The 16,207-nt window shown below is 62.4% G+C and carries 16 protein-coding genes; 10 read left to right on the top strand and 6 right to left on the bottom strand.

What is annotated here, in order from left to right:
* The first annotated feature begins 229 nt into the window (after positions 1-229).
* The 5 genes from ACFORG_RS17115 to ACFORG_RS17095 all read left to right on the top strand — a co-directional run bounded on the left by ACFORG_RS17115 (position 230) and on the right by ACFORG_RS17095 (position 6,274).
* Positions 230-1,549, top strand: coding sequence for a glutamine synthetase family protein (locus ACFORG_RS17115; RefSeq protein WP_386736749.1), 1,320 nt, complete (start codon positions 230-232; stop codon positions 1,547-1,549).
* 61 nt (positions 1,550-1,610) lie between these two features.
* Positions 1,611-2,291: a type 1 glutamine amidotransferase gene (locus ACFORG_RS17110; protein WP_386736748.1), complete on the top strand. Its 681-nt coding sequence runs from the start codon at positions 1,611-1,613 to the stop codon at positions 2,289-2,291.
* The gene (locus ACFORG_RS17105; RefSeq protein WP_386736747.1) at positions 2,291-3,649 is read left to right on the top strand and encodes a glutamine synthetase family protein; all 1,359 of its coding nucleotides are present in this window, start codon (positions 2,291-2,293) and stop codon (positions 3,647-3,649) included. The genes ACFORG_RS17110 and ACFORG_RS17105 overlap by 1 nt, the downstream gene beginning before the upstream one ends.
* Before the next feature lie 8 nt (positions 3,650-3,657).
* Positions 3,658-4,962: an NAD(P)/FAD-dependent oxidoreductase gene (locus ACFORG_RS17100; protein WP_386736746.1), complete on the top strand. Its 1,305-nt coding sequence runs from the start codon at positions 3,658-3,660 to the stop codon at positions 4,960-4,962.
* Between the two features lie 112 nt (positions 4,963-5,074).
* Positions 5,075-6,274 (top strand): DegT/DnrJ/EryC1/StrS family aminotransferase, encoded by a 1,200-nt coding sequence (locus ACFORG_RS17095; protein ID WP_386736745.1) that lies wholly within the window; start codon positions 5,075-5,077, stop codon positions 6,272-6,274.
* A 3-nt stretch (positions 6,275-6,277) separates the two neighbouring features.
* On the opposite strand, the gene ACFORG_RS17090 is transcribed toward ACFORG_RS17095, so the two are convergent.
* The gene (locus ACFORG_RS17090; protein ID WP_386736744.1) at positions 6,278-7,039 is read right to left on the bottom strand and encodes a trypsin-like serine peptidase; all 762 of its coding nucleotides are present in this window, start codon (positions 7,037-7,039) and stop codon (positions 6,278-6,280) included.
* Complete coding sequence (gene phaR, locus ACFORG_RS17085; protein ID WP_386736743.1) at positions 7,039-7,599, bottom strand: polyhydroxyalkanoate synthesis repressor PhaR; 561 nt, start codon at positions 7,597-7,599, stop codon at positions 7,039-7,041. Before phaR ends, ACFORG_RS17090 begins: the two co-directional genes overlap by 1 nt.
* 163 nt (positions 7,600-7,762) lie before the next feature.
* Here phaR and ACFORG_RS17080 point away from each other — a divergent pair, with 163 nt between their 5' ends.
* From ACFORG_RS17080 to ACFORG_RS17070, 3 genes are read left to right on the top strand one after another with little or no spacing between them, the layout of a single operon-like run.
* Positions 7,763-8,251, top strand: a complete 489-nt coding sequence (locus ACFORG_RS17080) for a hypothetical protein (protein ID WP_386736742.1) — start codon at positions 7,763-7,765, stop codon at positions 8,249-8,251.
* Between the two features lie 19 nt (positions 8,252-8,270).
* The gene (locus ACFORG_RS17075) at positions 8,271-8,723 is read left to right on the top strand and encodes a hypothetical protein (protein WP_386736741.1); all 453 of its coding nucleotides are present in this window, start codon (positions 8,271-8,273) and stop codon (positions 8,721-8,723) included.
* Entirely contained in the window at positions 8,711-10,348 is a 1,638-nt protein-coding gene (locus ACFORG_RS17070) for a GMC oxidoreductase (protein ID WP_386736740.1), read from the top strand. Before ACFORG_RS17075 ends, ACFORG_RS17070 begins: the two co-directional genes overlap by 13 nt.
* Positions 10,349-10,429: 81 nt before the next feature.
* On the opposite strand, the gene ACFORG_RS17065 is transcribed toward ACFORG_RS17070, so the two are convergent.
* A complete protein-coding gene (locus tag ACFORG_RS17065; protein ID WP_386736739.1) occupies positions 10,430-10,885 on the bottom strand; it encodes a phasin family protein in 456 nt (151 codons plus the stop codon).
* Positions 10,886-11,026: 141 nt separating this feature from the next.
* Positions 11,027-12,832 carry a PHA/PHB synthase family protein gene (locus tag ACFORG_RS17060; RefSeq protein ID WP_386736738.1) on the bottom strand — a complete coding sequence of 602 codons (1,806 nt, stop codon included), beginning with the start codon at positions 12,830-12,832 and terminating at the stop codon, positions 11,027-11,029.
* A gap of 109 nt (positions 12,833-12,941) precedes the next feature.
* Here ACFORG_RS17060 and phaZ point away from each other — a divergent pair, with 109 nt between their 5' ends.
* Together phaZ and ACFORG_RS17050 are read left to right on the top strand one after the other, a co-directional pair.
* Positions 12,942-14,216 (top strand): polyhydroxyalkanoate depolymerase, encoded by a 1,275-nt coding sequence (gene phaZ / locus ACFORG_RS17055; protein ID WP_386736737.1) that lies wholly within the window; start codon positions 12,942-12,944, stop codon positions 14,214-14,216.
* Positions 14,217-14,218: 2 nt separating this feature from the next.
* Positions 14,219-14,797 (top strand): DUF6151 family protein, encoded by a 579-nt coding sequence (locus tag ACFORG_RS17050; RefSeq protein ID WP_386736736.1) that lies wholly within the window; start codon positions 14,219-14,221, stop codon positions 14,795-14,797.
* Here ACFORG_RS17050 and ACFORG_RS17045 read toward each other — a convergent pair.
* Both ACFORG_RS17045 and ACFORG_RS17040 read right to left on the bottom strand, forming a co-directional pair.
* Positions 14,788-15,495 carry an alpha/beta fold hydrolase gene (locus ACFORG_RS17045; protein ID WP_386736735.1) on the bottom strand — a complete coding sequence of 236 codons (708 nt, stop codon included), beginning with the start codon at positions 15,493-15,495 and terminating at the stop codon, positions 14,788-14,790. The two genes, ACFORG_RS17050 and ACFORG_RS17045, sit on opposite strands and share 10 nt — an antisense overlap.
* 84 nt (positions 15,496-15,579) lie before the next feature.
* Positions 15,580-16,194: a hypothetical protein gene (locus tag ACFORG_RS17040; protein WP_386737041.1), complete on the bottom strand. Its 615-nt coding sequence runs from the start codon at positions 16,192-16,194 to the stop codon at positions 15,580-15,582.
* Between the last annotated feature and the right edge of the window lie 13 nt (positions 16,195-16,207).

Genomic DNA, 16,207 nt, shown 5'->3' with positions numbered 1-16,207 from the left:
GGCTCTCGCACGTCTCCGACACGGTACCTTCACCGCCCCGCAGCCACGGCGCGGCAGGGGGTACCACGTTGTACAAAACGGTCATTCCGTTGCCCGGACCACGTACAAAACGGTCAATTTCCGAGCCCGGCAAGGTACCGCCGGTGATCCGTCCAAACTTTTGATCAAATCCCGTGACAGGGCATTCGGGCCGCGCTAGACATCGGGTATGCCGCCGATGGAGACCCCGATGGACCTCAAATCACTGCACACGATGCGCGTTGCCGCCTGTGACCTGAACGGCCAGATGCGCGGCAAGCGGGTCCCCGCCAACTATGCCGACAAGCTCGACAAGGGTGCGGTGCGCATGCCCTATTCGGCGCTTAACGTCGATCTCTGGGGCGCCGATATCGATGGCAGCCCACTGGTCTTCGACAGCGGCGACGCCGACGGTATCCTGCTCCCCACCGGGCGGGGGCCGGTGCCGGTTCCCTGGCTCGCGGCCACCACCGCGCTGGTTCCCATGAGCCTGTTTCACGAGGATGGACGCCCCTTTGCCGGCGACCCGCGCCATGCGCTCAAATCGGTTCTCGACCGCTACGCCGCGCGCGGCTGGACCGTGATCGCGGCGACCGAGCTGGAGTTCACGCTGCTCGACGCCAGCGGCGATGCTCCCCAGCCGCCGCTCAACCCCATCACGGGGCGCCGCCTGCATGACGAGGCCGTGCTCTCGCTTGCCGAGATGGATGCGTTCGACGCCTTTTTCGACGCGCTCTACGACGCGTGCGAGGATATGGGCATTCCCGCCCAGACCGCCATTTCCGAAAGCGGGATCGGCCAGTTCGAGATCAATCTCAACCATCAGGACGCGTTGCGCTGCGCCGACGATACATGGCTTTTCAAGGCGCTTGTGCGGGGGCTGGCCCGCCAGCACGGCTTTGCCGCGACCTTCATGGCCAAGCTTTACGGTGACGATGCGGGCAACGGGATGCATGTGCATTTCTCGGTCTGCGACGCCGAGGGGCGCAATATCTTCGACGATGGCGGGGCAAAGGGTACCGACCTGCTGCGCCACGCCATCGCCGGCTGCCTTGCCGCGATGCCCGCAAGCTCGCTGGTCTTTGCGCCGCACGGCAATTCCTATGACCGGCTGGTGCCCGGCGCCCATGCGCCGACCATGGCCTGCTGGGCCTATGAGAACCGTACCACCGCGCTACGCGTCCCCGGCGGCGCGCCTGCCGCACGGCGTATCGAGCACCGCGTCGCGGGCGGCGACACCAATCCCTACCTCGTGCTGGCCGCCATCCTCGGCGCGGCGCTGACCGGGATCGAGAACGCCGCCCAGCCGCCCGCCCCCGTCCGTGGCAACGCCTATGATCTGACCGGCCTGCCGCGCCTCACCGCCGACCTGACCGCGGCGGTGGACAGCTTCGAAAGCGATCCGCGCATTGCACGCATCTTTCCCGCCGACCTGATCCGGTATATGTCGATGACCAAGCGGCAAGAGATCGCCCGCTTCGCCGACCGCCCGCCGGACCGACACTGGCTGAGCTATCTCGAAGCGGTCTGATCCCCTCCCTTGCCCATCGCGGATCGCTGCGATAGGCTGAATTTGATCAAATTGGTGATTTATGAAGATCGGCATCCTGCAAACCGGCCACGCCCCGGATTCGCTTATCGAGCGCACCGGAGACTACGATTTCATGTTTGAATCCCTCCTCGGCGGGCATGGGTTTACCTTCGAAACCTATGCCGTTGTCGACGGCGTCTTTCCCGACGGGGCCCTTGCCGCGGACGGCTGGCTGATCACCGGTTCGCGCCATGGCGCCTACGAGGACCACGCCTGGATCCCTCCGTTGGAGCAGCTGATCCGCGAGATTCATGCTGCCGCACTGCCACTTATCGGTGTCTGTTTCGGCCACCAGATCATCGCCCAGGCGCTTGGCGGCAAGGTCGAAAAATTCTCGGGTGGGTGGGCCATCGGGCGCACGACCTACGAGACCGAAACCGGCTCGCTTACGCTGAATGCCTGGCATCAGGACCAGGTGACCGAACGGCCCGAGGGCGCCCGCGTTCTTGCCGGCAACGCATTCTGCCAGAATGCGATCCTCGCCTATGGCGACACGATCTGGACGGTTCAGCCGCATCCCGAATATGATACTGATTTCATCGCCGGGCTGATCCGGACCCGAGGCAAGGGTGTCATCCCGGACGATCAACTCGCCAAAGCCTCGGAACACCTTGCCGGTCCGGTCGATGCCTCGTCCGTCGGCAGGCAGATGGCCGAGTTCTTCCTCAAGGAGCGCATGTGATGGCCGACTGGACAAAGCAACTTCCCGGCCCTGCGCAGGCCTACCTGGAAAACCGCCGGCTGGACGAGGTCGAATGCGTGATCGCCGACCTGCCCGGCATCGCCCGTGGCAAGGCCGTGCCTGCGTCGAAATTCGCGCGGCAAAGCTATTTCCACCTGCCCGACAGCATTTTTTACCAGACCATCACCGGCGACTGGGGCGAGGCCGCGGGCGAAGACGGGTTCATCGAACGCGACATGATCCTCAAGCCCGACATGGGCACGGCCACCGCTGCCCCCTGGACCGGCGACTGGACCCTGCAGGTAATCCATGACGCCTATGACCGCGATGGCGACCCGATCCCCTTCAGCCCGCGCAACGTGCTCAAGCGGGTGGTCGGCCTTTACAAGGAACAGGGCTGGAAACCCATCGTCGCGCCGGAAATGGAATTCTTCCTGATCGCGCGTAACCTCGACCCCGCGCGCGACATCGAACCGATGACGGGCCGTTCGGGCCGCCCTGCCGCCGCGCGGCAAGCCTATTCGATGACGGCCGTGGACGAGTTCGGACCGGTGATTGATGACATCTACGATTTCGCCGAGGCACAGGGGTTCGAGATCGACGGCATCACGCAGGAAGGCGGGGCCGGTCAGCTGGAAATCAACCTGCGCCACGGCGATCCGGTCAAATTGGCCGACGAGGTGTTCTATTTCAAACGCCTGATCCGCGAGGCAGCGTTGCGACATGACTGTTTCGCAACCTTCATGGCCAAGCCCATCGCGGATGAGCCTGGCAGCGCGATGCATATTCATCACTCCATCGTCGACATGGAAACCGGGCGAAACGTGTTCGTCGGACCGCAAGGCGGCGAGACGGATGCGTTCTATCACTTCATCGCGGGGCTGCAGAACCACATGCCCGCCGCGCTTGCCGTGATGGCGCCCTACGTGAACTCCTACCGGCGCTACGTGCGCGACCACGCGGCCCCCATCAACCTCGAATGGGCGCGCGACAACCGGACGACGGGCATTCGCGTTCCGCTTTCGGGCCCCGACAGCCGACGGATCGAGAACCGGATCGCGGGTATGGATTGCAACCCATACCTGGGCATCGCCGCCTCGCTCGCCTGCGGGTATCTCGGCCTGATGGAAGAGAAACGCCCGCGCCGCCAATTCTACGGCGACGCCTATGAGGGCGAAGGCGATATCCCCCAAGTCATGGGCCAGGCGCTGGAACTTTTTGACGAGGCCACCGCCCTGCACAAGGTGCTTGGCGAAGAATTCGCCCGGGTCTACGGCATCGTGAAGCGCGCGGAATACGAGGAATTCCTGCAAGTCATCTCCCCGTGGGAGCGCGAGCACCTGTTGCTCAACGTCTGAGGCGCGCGATGAACCTGCTCTATTCGAATGACCGCGCGGGCGAGTATCCGCGCAGTTGGTACGCAGCTACGGCCAACCCTCCACCGCAGCGCTCCGCGCTGGATGGCGAGGTGCGCGCCGATGTCTGCATCGTCGGCGCGGGCTATACCGGGCTGTCCGCCGCGCTGCACCTGGCCGAGGCCGGACGGCGTGTTGTCGTGCTCGAGGCGCACAGGGCGGGCTTCGGTGCATCGGGTCGAAACGGCGGCCAGCTGATCATGGGTCAGCGCAAGGAGCAGGACGAGATCGAGGCCCTGATGGGCCGCGCCGATGCCGACCGCCTTTGGGAGTTGGCCGAGGACGCGCTGAACCTGACCAAGAACCTGATCGCAAGGCACGAAATCGACTGCGATCTGAAGCCCGGCGTCGGCGTTGCGGGCTTCACCGCGAAAGAAACAAAGGAAATGCACGGCTATGCCGATTTCCTGCAGGAACGCTATGGCCGCGGTGGGATCGAAAAGCTGGACCGTGACACGATGGGCGCGCTCTGCCCGTCGCCGCTTTACCACGGCGGCATCCTTGATGAGCATTCCGCCCATCTGCATCCTCTGAACTATGTGCTGGGTCTTGCCCGCGCGGCCGAAGCCGCCGGCGCCATCATTTACGAAGGTACCGAGGTGCTCGACCTGCGGGAGGGCGGCCCCGTCGTGCTGCGCAGCGCGGGCGGCACCGTCACGGCGGATCACGTGATCCTCGCCTGCAACGGCTATCTCGGCAGGCTGGCACCGAAGGTTGCCGCGCGTGTCATGCCGATCAACAACTTCATCGTCGCCACCGAACCGCTGGGCGATGACGCGGCGCAGGTACTGTCGCGCGACGTGGCGATGGCGGATACCAAGTTCGTGGTGAATTATTTCCGACTGAGCCGCGACAAGCGACTGCTCTGGGGCGGTGGCGAAACCTATGGCTATCGCTTTCCGTCCGACATCGCGGCGCTGGTGCGCAAACCGATGACCGAGATCTTTCCGCATTTGCGCGACATCCGCATCGACTATGCCTGGGGCGGGACGCTGGCGATCACCATGCGGCGGATGCCCTACCTTGCCCGGGTCGGGCCGAACATCCTGTCTGCCTCGGGCTATTCCGGCCATGGCGTTGGTACGGCCACGCATGCCGGCCAACTGATGGCACAGGCCATCGCGGGCGAGACTGACGGGTTCGATGCAATGGCCAGCATCCCCAGCCTGCCCTTTCCCGGCGGTCCGGCGTTGCGTTCGCCACTCCTTGTACTGGCGATGAGTTGGTACGCCCTGCGCGACCGGCTGGGCGTCTGACACCGGACACGTGACGATTTCATGAAATCTGCCCGCGCCGGGCAGATTCCATTTGGCCTGCGCCATCGAATGGATTTATGTTTCCCAAAATGGGAATTCAGGAATCTGAAATATGACGCAACCTCCAAATGTTCACGCTGCCGAACCCATCCCCGACGCGGCACGTGAGGCCATCGACGCCCTGATGCAATCGGGCGACCTGTTTCGCTACACGGCACCACAGGATGCGCCGGTTTCTCTGCTAGAGGCGGAATTCGCGGATCTCATGGGCACACGCTACGCCTTGGCCGTTTCGTCCTGCTCGGCAGCTCTCTTCCTGTCGCTCAAGGCGCTGGATCTGCCGCGAGACTCTCGGGTGCTGATCCCCGGCTTCACCTTCGCTGCCGTGCCCTCGTCGGTCGTGCATGCCGAATGCATTCCCGTCCTGTGCGAAGTTGGCGAGAACTACCGGGTGAACCTCGCCGATTTCGAGGCGAAGCTCGACAATGTGCAGGCCGTCATCATCAGCCATATGCGCGGCCATACCTCCGACATGGACGCGATCATGGCACTGTGCGACGCGCGTGGGCTGCCTGTGATCGAGGATGCCGCTCATTCATTGGGTACCACATGGGCAGGCCGAAACATCGGCACGATCGGGCGCGTCGGCTGTTTCTCGTTCCAGTCCTACAAGATGATTAACGCTGGCGAAGGCGGCATTCTCGTCACCGACGATGCCGACCTCGTCGCGCGCGCCGTCATCATGTCGGGCGCATACGAGCATGCATGGAAAAAACACAAGCCCGACGCCGAGCTGTCGAAGGCCTTTACCAAGTGGCAGAACCAGTTGCCGCTCTACAATCTTCGCATGAACAACCTGTCTGCCGCAGTGATTAGACCGCAGTTGCCGGAACTGGCGCGGCGCGTGAAAGACGGGTTGCGCAACCATGACTATGTTGCTGCGAAACTCGGCATGAGTGCCTTCATCGACGTCCCTGCACCGCTCGCACCGGAACGGCGCGCACCCGATTCCATACAGTTCAATCTGCTGGGCCTTGACGAGGCCGAGACCCGCGCCTTTGCCGCAGCGGCCGAGGCCCGTGGCGTCAAGGTTCAGGTCTTCGGGTTGAGCCAGGACAATGCCCGCGCCTTCTGGAACTGGCAGTTCCTGCCAGAGCAGGTAGAGCTGCCACAGACCCGCGCGATGCTGATGCGGGCCTGCGACGTGCGGCTGCCCGTGCGCCTTACTCAAGGCGAGCTCGACGTGATCGCCGATATCCTGCTGGATGCACTGGCCGAGGTGACCGGCCCTGCACGCGCCTACGGCACCTGAGGGTCAGGTCTCGTCAACGCCGAACAACGCGTAAGGCAGAAAGACCGCCTCGATGCCTTTGGGCGTCGGGGCGACTCGGGAAAGAATGCCCAGCACGCGCAACCCCTCCGGCCCCTCGGTCAGCAATGGTGCGCCTGAATCCCCCTTCATCAGCGGACAATGCGCGCGCAAAAGCCCCTCTGCCGTGCGGCGTGTCGCGCAGTTATCCGTCCGGCTGAGCAGGTGTGGGCGCAGCGCCGGATAACCGGCAGCAAAAGGTGCCTCTCCGCTCGTGGCAAGCGGCAAGGTTCCCACATCGCGTCCGATGGGTTCGGCAAGCTCCAGCAAGGCCCAGTCGACCGCCACCCTCGTATCGAAAACCCCGGCCCGCCCCTGCGAGGGATCCATGCGATACCCCCTGACGTTCGAGACAGCCGCAGCGCGCCCTTGTTGGTATCCCGCCACGAACCGCAGGCTTTCCGGGGGAATCCATCGCTTGCGCGGCGCGTTCCACAGACAATGCGCGGCGGTCAGTACCAACCGCTCGCCGATCAACACGCCAGTGCAATGCGACCGGATATCCGTGCTGGCGAAATTAACTCGTCCGATCGCGCTCCACGGTCGTTCGCTGGCAGTCACCGTCTGCCGGTCGCGGATGGCCGCACAGCCCGTCTCGCGCTCGGATCCCAGCGCGCAGATATCATCCCATGCCGGGGTCAACAGAGCCTGCGCTGCAGCCGCTCCTGCCATCGAGATCCAAAGGACAGTGGCGGCGGCCCGCCACATCAGCTCAGCTTGGACAGTTTCTTTTGCAGGTCGGCTAGTTGCTTCTTGATGGTGTCCAGATCCTCGGCCGTGTCACCGTCGCCATCCCCGTCACGGTCCCGGTCCGGCCCCGACCACTGGCCCGACAATCCACCGGTCATCGCCTTGAGAAAGGCGCGCTGCTGCGCCTGCATCGCCTCGAACCCCGGCATCTGTGACATCGGGTTCATGGCGTTCATGTTCTCCATCATCTTCGACTGGCTTTCGCGCAGCATCTCGAAGGAGCTTTGCAGGAATTGCGGCATCATGCCCCCGCCCGGCACCATGTAGCTGCGCACCAGGTCGTTGAGCACGTTGACCGGTAGCACGTTCTCACCCCGGCTTTCATGTTCGGCAATGATCTGAAGGAGATACTGTCGCGTCAGGTCGTCGCCGGTCTTGAGATCGACGATCTGCACCTCGCGCCCTTCGCGAATGAAACCCGCGATGTCTTCGAGCGTGACATAGTCGCTGGTTTCGGTGTTGTAGAGACGACGGCTGGCATACCGTTTGATGAGCAGCGGTTTATCCTGTTCGGCCACCCGAATTCCTCCCCGGCGATGATGCATCGCAGCAACCGTATGCGAGCGCAGCACAAAAGAAAAGAGCGCGGAACACGGCCCCCGCGCATCAAAATTTGTATCCGAAAGCAGTTTCCTGCTACGATTCATCAGGGGTCGGGCAACCTTCCGAAGGAAACGAATGATGACATCACGGATGTCAGTCTTGCTTTCGGCGGCATTGCTTTCGACAACCGCACTCGGATACGGACCTGCCCTGGCTGGCGTCGGTCCTCCTCCACCACCGCCGCCCCCCGCCGGGGTTGCCACGAACAGTTCCGACACGACACTTTATGTCGGCCTGAATCTTCTGTTCGGCAGCGGCGCCCCCACGCTCGAGGGGATACTCGGCGTGGCCTCAGGCGAAACAGATACGTCGGGAGACGTGACAGGCGGCAAGGCTGCTTTGCATTTCCGGTTGAATGACGGGTTCGGCCTCCGCAAATTCAAGATTACGGGGCTTGTCGGAGACGAAGACGTTCAGGGCGAACTGGGCTTTGGCTACAACTTCGAAAGTCAGAGTTTTCTTGGCGTTCTGGGAGCGAACGGCAAGTACTGGGCGGCCGGTGCCGACTATGACTTCACCACGGGGCTTGAAGGGTATATCGGCGCGCATTCCATTGAAGGGTTCTGATCGACGACACGTACTTCGCATGGCCGTTCTGGCGGCCATGGGTCCGTTGATGGCGCCGGTCGCCGCTGTCGCGCAAGCGCCTGATGCAGTACTGCGGCGCGAAACGCTGGGGGCAATGGTCTCGCGCATCCTGCCGGGCGACGGCGTGACCCCGTCCGGCGAGGTTGTCGCTATCGTTTCCGAAATCGACACAATTCTAGTCAAAAGCACCGACTGGTCAGAAATCACGAACAATGTGACAAGGTGGCTCAACGATGGTGGCCCCGAATTCGCCACGCGACCGATCGAGCAACAGGATGCTGTCCTCGCGTGGATGCAGGACGCGGGCACACAGACGCCACAGGGCTATTATCTTGCCCTCGTTCGCCGTTTGGCCATCGAATTGCACTACTCCCAGCCCGAAGCGCGCATGGGAATGGCGCTCGCGTCAGCGCCACAACCGGATGGATATCAGCCCCCGTGGACGCGCTGACCGGACATGATGCCGTCGTTATCGGCTCTGGTGCAGGTGGCGCAGCGGCGGCATGGCGAATGGCAGAAAAGGGCTTGAATGTCCTCCTGCTCGAGGCGGGTCCAAGGTTCGATCCTGCAATCGACTACCCTCTGACCAATCCGGATTGGGAACGTCACGATTTTCCGACGAAGCCTGGCAGCCGGGCCGAAATCCTCTTCGGCGATCTCGGACCCATTCCGCACGACACCGAAGTGCCGCGATCATTCAACGCGGTTTGGGGCGCTTTGTCGTATGGCGATCGTCGGCAGGTGGGCGGCCGGGGAATTCATCATGTTCAAGGCATTGGCGGCACAACGCTGCGCTATGTCGGCGAGGCGCATCGTTTTCACCCGGACACGTTCGCCCTGCGCCGCTTGACGGGACACGGGGTGGACTGGCCTTTCGGGTTGGAGGAACTCGCGCCCTACTACGCTCTATGTGAACATCTCATCGGGGTTGCGGGCGCGGACCCGCACCTCCCCTTGCCGCCGCACCCGCTGAGCCCCGGTGCCGCAAGATTGGGCCGTGCTGCGACCATGCTTGGCCTCGGGTGGCAGGCCAACACCCGTGCCGCGCTGGGTGCTCCTTATGACGATCGACCGGCCTGCAATTACTGCGCAAATTGCAGCCGTGGATGTCCCTTGGGCGACAAGGGCTCCGCCGACGTGACGTTCCTGCGCCACGCCGCGGGCACCGGCCGCCTGACGGTTAGGGCCGACACCCCTGTCGTGCGCCTGATCCCGGCTGCCGGCCGACGGATTGCCGCGGTCGAGGCGCTGGTACAAGGGCGCCTGCGGAGAATAGAAACACCGATCCTGATGCTCTGTGCGGGGGCGGTGCAAACCCCGCGCCTGCTGTTGGCAAGCGCATCGACGGATTATCCCGAGGGTGTCGCCAACGGATCCGGCCAGGTGGGGCGCAACTTCATGGAGACGCTGAGCTGGAGCGCTGCCGGGCTCGCCCCCGGACTGCGCAACTCGCATATGGGCCTGCCCGCCGATGCTGTTTGCAACGATTTTCTCGCGCCGCTTTCACGCGCTGATGGAACGGGCGGGTTCAAACTGTCACACGCCACGCAGGAAATAGGGCTGGTCGGGCCGATCTCGTACGGAACAAGGCTGATTACCGGATTTGGCAGCGTGTTCCAATCCGATCTGCGGGATGCTTTCGGTTCCGCGCTCGCCGTAGGTGCGGTTGGAGAAGTGGTACCGGACGACCGCAGCCGCATTACCTTGTCACAAGACCAAAATGATGCAATGGGCGTTGCTCTTCCGGTCGTATCTTCTGTCCTGACCGGCGACAGCCTGAAGCGTCTCTCCGCGATGGCGCAGGAGGGGCGAACCTTGCTCCGCGCGGCAGGGGTGACCACAATTCTCGAAGAGACAAGCGTCGCAGACCGTTTCAGCTCGACGCATCTGGCGGGAACGTGCCGGATGTCGTCCGATGCGCAGACCGGTGTTGTCGACCCGCATTGCCGTAGCCACGAGATCGACAACCTCTTCATCGCCGATGCAAGCGTCTTTCCGTCTTCCGGGGGCGGAGCGGCACCCAGCCTGACCATTCACGCGCTTGCCGTTCGGGCCGCTGACGCCGCGATGGCATAAAAAAAAGGGGCAGGTCTTAGGACCTGCCCCAACGTGATTGCACCTAAGGTTGGGAGGAGATGGTGCAACTCAGCGTAATGCTTACTTCGCAGCAGCAGCCGTCGCGGTCTTCTTGGCAGCGGCCGTCACTTCGTTGGTGGCCTTCTTGACGGCCGCGGTTGCGTCCTCGGAGAGGTCCTTGCCTGCTGCCATCATCAGTTCGACCGTGTCCATCTGGACTTTTTTCGCGATCTCGGCGAAGGCGGCCATGTTTTCGGCTGCGACTTCTGCCTGGGCCGATGCGAAATCGGTCACGGCCTTGGCGTAATCGGCAGGCTCTGCCTTTGCCTTGGACATTTCGGCCATCTTGGCGATGGTTTCTTTGGTCCACTTGTTCGAGATCTCGGCCGATTTTTCAGCGGCTTCGAGAGCAACGCCCGACAGTTTCTCGTTCAGGGTCGCGGTGGTCTTGAACGCGTCTTCCATCGCGGTGGTGTCGACGGGGAATGCACCCATCATGTCTTTCATGATGGCGGTAAAGTCTTGGGTCTTTGCCATGGTCCTGGTCCTCATTTCTAAACTCTGTGCCGTGTCCGGGCCCACCCCGGTGCGTCGGCTTGAGAAGAATATGCATGCTGCGACGCAGCATTTCAAGATATTTTTTCTGCGCCGCAGAAATTCTTCAGAGACTCAACCGGATCAACCACTTGCCTTGGCCACGACATAGGTGCCGGGCGCCGGAGCGATCGGCTCATGCTCCGAATCGCCGGGTTCACGGGCCGGAACCTGCTTGCCCGCGCGCTTCTTCAGCCAGTTGTCCCACATAGGCCACCACGATCCCTCGTGGTAATCGGCACTCTTCATCCACTCGTCGGCCGCAAGCTTCAGGTCGGGATTGGTGTAATGGCCGTATTTCTTCTTGGTGGGCGGATTGACGATCCCCGCGATGTGGCCGGACTCGGAGACAACAAAGGTCTTGGAGCGCGATCCCATCTTCTGAACGCCGCGATAGCAGTCTTTCCACGCGGCAATGTGATCGGTCTCGCAGGTGATCGCCATCAGCGGCACATCCACATCGCGCACATGCAGCTTGTGGCCCATCAGCTCGAACCCGTCTTCGGCGAATTCGTTTCGCTGACACAATCCGCGCAGATACTGCACCGTCATCTTGGCCGGCAGGTTTGCGCCATCACCATTCCAGTAGAGCAGATCGAAGGCCGGTGGCGTTTCCCCCAACATGTAGCTGCGGATCGCGGGGCCATAGACCAGGTCGACCGACCGCAGGTACGAGAAGGTCCGCGCCATGATATAGGAACGCAGGACGCCCTGCTTTTTGACTTCTTCCTCTATCCCGTCAATGAAATCGTTCTGAAGGAAGGGTGTGAATTCGCCCTGATCGCTGAAATCGGTGAGCGCGGTAAAGAAGGTGGCCGATTTCACCGACTTGTCGCCCTGCTGTTTCATCAGCGACAGTGTCATGCTCAGCGTCGTTCCCGCGATGCAATAGCCAACCGCGTTCACCTGGCGGGTTCCGCAGATCTTCTTGACCTCGTCGATGGCCGTCAGGAACCCGTCCTTGACGTAATCCTCTAGGCCAGTGTCGGCATAGCTGGCGTCGGGATTTACCCAACTCACCACAAAGACGGTGTATCCCTGATCCACCGCCCAGCGAATCAAGCTGTTCTGCGGCTTGAGGTCGAGAATGTAGAACTTGTTGATCCAGGGCGGGAAGATGACCAGCGGGATCTCGTGCACCGTCTCGGTCGTCGGCGTGTACTGGATCAGCTCCATCATCCGGTTGCGATAGACGACCTCACCAGGGGCCGTGCCGATATTGCCGCCGACCTCGAACGCTGTTTCATCGGCAAGGCGAACCACCAGTTCGCCGCTATTCGCCTCAAGATCCGCAACTAGGTTTTCCAGCCCCTTTATCAGCGACTGTCCTTCGGTTTCGATCGCCTTTTCCAAAGCGTCGGGATTGGTGGCCAGAAAATTCGTCGGCGCCATCATGTCGACGATCTGTTGCGCGAAATAGGTCAGGCGGCGTTTCTCGCGGGCGTCGATATCCTCGACCGAGTCGACGGCTTGCGCAATTGCCTGTGCATTCGTCAGGTACTGGTTCTTGATATAATTAAAGTAAGGATTGTTTTCCCACATCGGGTTCGCAAAGCGCCGGTCGGCCAATTTGTCGCGCTTGTCCTCGGCGGCATCCCCCTTAAGGACCGCCTGCTGCGCCTCGGCGAAATTGAGGACCGTCTTTCCCCAATACTCGATCTGGTGCTCCAGAAGCCGGGCCGGATTCTGAACCGCATCCGTCCAGTAAGCCGTTGCAGCCTTGGCAAAAAGCTGCTGATCCGGCGCATTGAGAGAGGGATTATGGGACGTCTTGCTCGTCATCACCTCGATCAACCGCTTGGAGAGGGTTTCGACCTTCTCCATGTTCTCCTTCAGCCGTTCGAGATGTTCGCCGGTCGGTTCAGGTGTCTGATCATCGCTAGTTGTCATTTTAAGGAATCCCCCCTAACCTTTCTGCTATGCAGCAATACTGCTGCGGGAGTTTCGGCGCAAAGCGACGAATGCACCGCACCCGCCAGCATGGCACAGGAGACCGCCGATGCGCTACATGTTGACCTACGATCTCATGGAAAGCATGAGAAATACGAATCAATGGCTTGGCGCTTCGGCCAATTCGCTTGCGTCCTATCCCTGGTTCAGCATGTTGCCGAATCCGGTATTCAACTGGATGTCGGCCTGGGGCCAGGTGACCGAGCGCACGTTCGAGCGCATGGTCGCCAAACCCGACTGGGGCATTCGCACCTTCACCTGCGAGGACGGCAAGGATCACCTGGTCGATATTCGCACGGTCGTCGAAAAGCCCTTTGGCGATCTGATCCACTTTCACGTAAACGGACGTGAGGAACAGCCCCGCAAGGTGCTGCTGGTGGCGCCGATGTCGGGACACTACGCGACACTGCTGCGTTCGACCGTGAAATCGCTGATCGTCAATTGCGAAGTCTACATCACCGACTGGCACAATGCGCGCGACATCCCCGTTTCGGCTGGCAAGTTCGACATCGAGGATTATACGCTCTACCTCGTTGATTTCATGCGTGAGCTCGGCCCCGACACCCATGTCGTTGCGGTCTGCCAGCCGGCACCCCTCACGCTTGCCGCAACTGCTTACCTGGCCGAGCAGGACCCCGATGCCCAGCCGCTGTCGCTGACGCTGATCGGAGGGCCGATCGACCCCGACGCGACCCCGACCGAGGTGACCGATTTCGGCCGCCGCGTGACCATGGGCCAGCTCGAAGAAACGATGATCCAGCGCGTCGGGTTCAAGTACAAGGGCGTCGGCCGCATGGTCTATCCCGGCCTGTTGCAGCTCGCCTCCTTCATGTCGATGAACGCCGACCGCCATTCCAAGGCGTTTTCCGACCAGATCCACCGCGTCATCCGCGGCGAGGCGTCGGATCATGACGCGCATAACCGGTTCTACGACGAATATCTCGCCGTGATGGACATGACCGCGGAATTCTACCTTTCGACGGTCGAGCGGATCTTCAAGAACCGCGAAATCGCCAAGAACGAGTTCATCGTCGACGGTCACAAGGTCGATATCGGCAAGATCACCAATGTCGCGGTCAAGACCGTCGAAGGCGCGAATGACGACATCTCGGCGCCGGGCCAGTGTATTGCCGCGCTCGATCTCTGCACCGGGCTCCCGCCCGAGAAGAAGGCCAGCCATGTCGAACCGGGCGCAGGCCATTACGGTATCTTTGCCGGCCGCAGTTGGCGCGACAACATCCGCCCACTTGTGATCGACTTCATGAACGCCAACTCTACCCGGCCCAAGGGACCGCAACCGGCGAACAAGAACGCCGCGGCCTGACGATGTCCGGGGGCGGCCCCCTCCGGTTCTCCTGCACATGCGGGAAGGTGAGCGGCCATATGGATGAACCCGCCCTCAGGGGCGGGTTTCGCATTTCGTGTCATTGTCCGGATTGCCGCGCCGCAGACCGTCACCTGCGCGGGACCTCGGGCAGAATTGACCCGATCGACATCTACCAGACCAGCCCCGACCACGTTCATATCGACAGCGGCGCAGACCATCTCGGCCTGTTCCGCCTTGGTCCAAAGGGTTTGTTCCGCTGGTATGCGACCTGTTGCGGTACACCGCTCTTCAACACGCTCGCCTCTGCCCGGCTGCCCTTTGTCGGAGTTCTGACAGAGAATTTCGAAACACCCGACAGGCTTGGCCCCGTGCGGGGGCAAAGCTTCGTTCCCGGCCCGGGCGGCAAGCCTCGCAACTCGGGCAGCGGCGCGATGGCCTGGGGCATCATCAGCCGGATGCTCACCGCGCGCCTGTCAGGGCGCTGGCGGCAGACGCCGTTCTTCGACACCGAAAGTGGAAAACCCCGCGCCGAGGCTCAGATCCTCAGCCGCGAGCAGCGTGCCGAACTCTATGATTGACGCGCCATGGCAAGCCAGTCGCGCAGGGCCGCTGTAACCGCTTCGGGCGTTTCCAGCGTGGGGATATGTCCGGCCTCATCGATCACCCGCAGCTCGGCCCCGTCGATCAGTTCCGCCATGAAGCTGTGGCGCTTGACCGGCGTCAGCCCGTCATGCGCCCCGCACAGAACCATGGCCGGCACCCGGATCTTGCGAAGCGTCCCCTGCTGATCCGGGCGGCGCTGCAAGGCCCGCGACTGGCGCACGAACACCTCGGGGCCAAGGTCGCGCGCCATTTCCATAACCTGCTCCAGAACGGCTACCCGCCCGGCGCCCGGTGCCAGGAATTCGGGTCGGATCGCCTGTTTCATGACCTCGTCCAGCCGTCCTGCCCGCGCGCCCACGATCATCGGCTCACGCGCGGCGGCGATCTGCGGCGTGTCGGCCAGAGCGTCGGTATCCATCAGGCAGATCCGCGTCACTCGGTCCGGTGCGCGCCGCAGAATCTCCATCGCGACGATGCCACCCATGCTCAGACCAGCAAGCGCAAACCGTTTGGGCAACTGGTCGAGCAGCCCGCTGGCGATTTCCTCGACCCGCTCGCCCTGCGTGATCGGCGCAATCGTCACCGCCCGCTCGCGCGAAAGGTGCAGCATCTGGTGGTGATAGAGCCGCGCGTCGCACATCATGCCGGGCAGCAGAACCACGGGTTCGGTCATGTCAAATGTCCCTCGGGGGCAAGGTCTCGGGGCCGGGTCTCGCGCGCAGCATGAGGGTTTTGCATGCCCCCTGCAAGGGGCCGCTCAGGGATAGGCGATCCCGCGGAACGGCGGGAAATCCGCGTATCGCGCGCGGCGCGCCTCCTGGGTTTCCGCGGGTACCGCGCCAGGATTCAGCAGGCATCCGCGCGGCGCGATGTAACTGTCGATCCGCCGCTGCGGCACCGGACGCCAAGAGATGTTGAAGGCGCAAAGCTTGGGAAAGAACCAGATCTCGGAATAGTCGAGGTGATCATGCATCCACCACGCAAGGTCACGCCAGTCGCGCCCTTCTGCATAACGATCCGCAAACCACGGGATGACGATCGAGGCACCCGCGATCCGTGCATCGCCGCGCCCCATGTCCCATATGTGACATTCCAGCGGATGATCATTCCGGGCGCAGTTCAGGCCATTTTCGTTGCCGAACCGGTTCAACTCCGGCGAGCGATAGCCAGAGCGCACCGCCACGCGGCCAAACGTCTCCTGCAACGGGTCGAGCAGTGTTTCGCAAAAGGCGCGCCCCGTCTCGATGGCAAGTTCGGGATCGTCCGGAATGTTCTGTATACGGTGGAAATTGCCGATCTCGGAATACAGGAACTCGCGCATGTAGAAATGCCGCGACAGCCGCACCCGGCCCAGCGTCTCGAGACTCCACATGCTGCGCGGCCGG

It is taken from the genome of Lutimaribacter marinistellae (assembly GCF_042648365.1).
Classification (GTDB): Bacteria; Pseudomonadota; Alphaproteobacteria; order Rhodobacterales; family Rhodobacteraceae; genus Lutimaribacter_A; species Lutimaribacter_A marinistellae.
The sequence above is the reverse complement of the archived record's forward strand: the minus strand, read 5'-3'. Positions and strand labels throughout refer to the sequence as shown.

Excerpts from the sequence above, each read along its gene's own strand:
- ACFORG_RS17115 (WP_386736749.1), top strand. The coding sequence starts at position 230 with ATGGACCTCAAATCACTGCACACGATGCGCGTTGCCGCCTGTGACCTG.
- ACFORG_RS17110 (WP_386736748.1), top strand. The coding sequence starts at position 1,611 with ATGAAGATCGGCATCCTGCAAACCGGCCACGCCCCGGATTCGCTTATC.
- ACFORG_RS17105 (WP_386736747.1), top strand. The coding sequence starts at position 2,291 with ATGGCCGACTGGACAAAGCAACTTCCCGGCCCTGCGCAGGCCTACCTG.
- ACFORG_RS17100 (WP_386736746.1), top strand. The coding sequence starts at position 3,658 with ATGAACCTGCTCTATTCGAATGACCGCGCGGGCGAGTATCCGCGCAGT.
- ACFORG_RS17095 (WP_386736745.1), top strand. The coding sequence starts at position 5,075 with ATGACGCAACCTCCAAATGTTCACGCTGCCGAACCCATCCCCGACGCG.
- ACFORG_RS17090 (WP_386736744.1), bottom strand. The coding sequence starts at position 7,039 with ATGTGGCGGGCCGCCGCCACTGTCCTTTGGATCTCGATGGCAGGAGCG.
- ACFORG_RS17080 (WP_386736742.1), top strand. The coding sequence starts at position 7,763 with ATGACATCACGGATGTCAGTCTTGCTTTCGGCGGCATTGCTTTCGACA.
- ACFORG_RS17075 (WP_386736741.1), top strand. The coding sequence starts at position 8,271 with ATGGCCGTTCTGGCGGCCATGGGTCCGTTGATGGCGCCGGTCGCCGCT.
- ACFORG_RS17065 (WP_386736739.1), bottom strand. The coding sequence starts at position 10,885 with ATGGCAAAGACCCAAGACTTTACCGCCATCATGAAAGACATGATGGGT.
- ACFORG_RS17060 (WP_386736738.1), bottom strand. The coding sequence starts at position 12,832 with ATGACAACTAGCGATGATCAGACACCTGAACCGACCGGCGAACATCTC.
- phaZ (WP_386736737.1), top strand. The coding sequence starts at position 12,942 with ATGCGCTACATGTTGACCTACGATCTCATGGAAAGCATGAGAAATACG.
- ACFORG_RS17050 (WP_386736736.1), top strand. The coding sequence starts at position 14,219 with ATGTCCGGGGGCGGCCCCCTCCGGTTCTCCTGCACATGCGGGAAGGTG.
- ACFORG_RS17045 (WP_386736735.1), bottom strand. The coding sequence starts at position 15,495 with ATGACCGAACCCGTGGTTCTGCTGCCCGGCATGATGTGCGACGCGCGG.
- ACFORG_RS17040 (WP_386737041.1), bottom strand. The coding sequence starts at position 16,194 with ATGTGGAGTCTCGAGACGCTGGGCCGGGTGCGGCTGTCGCGGCATTTC.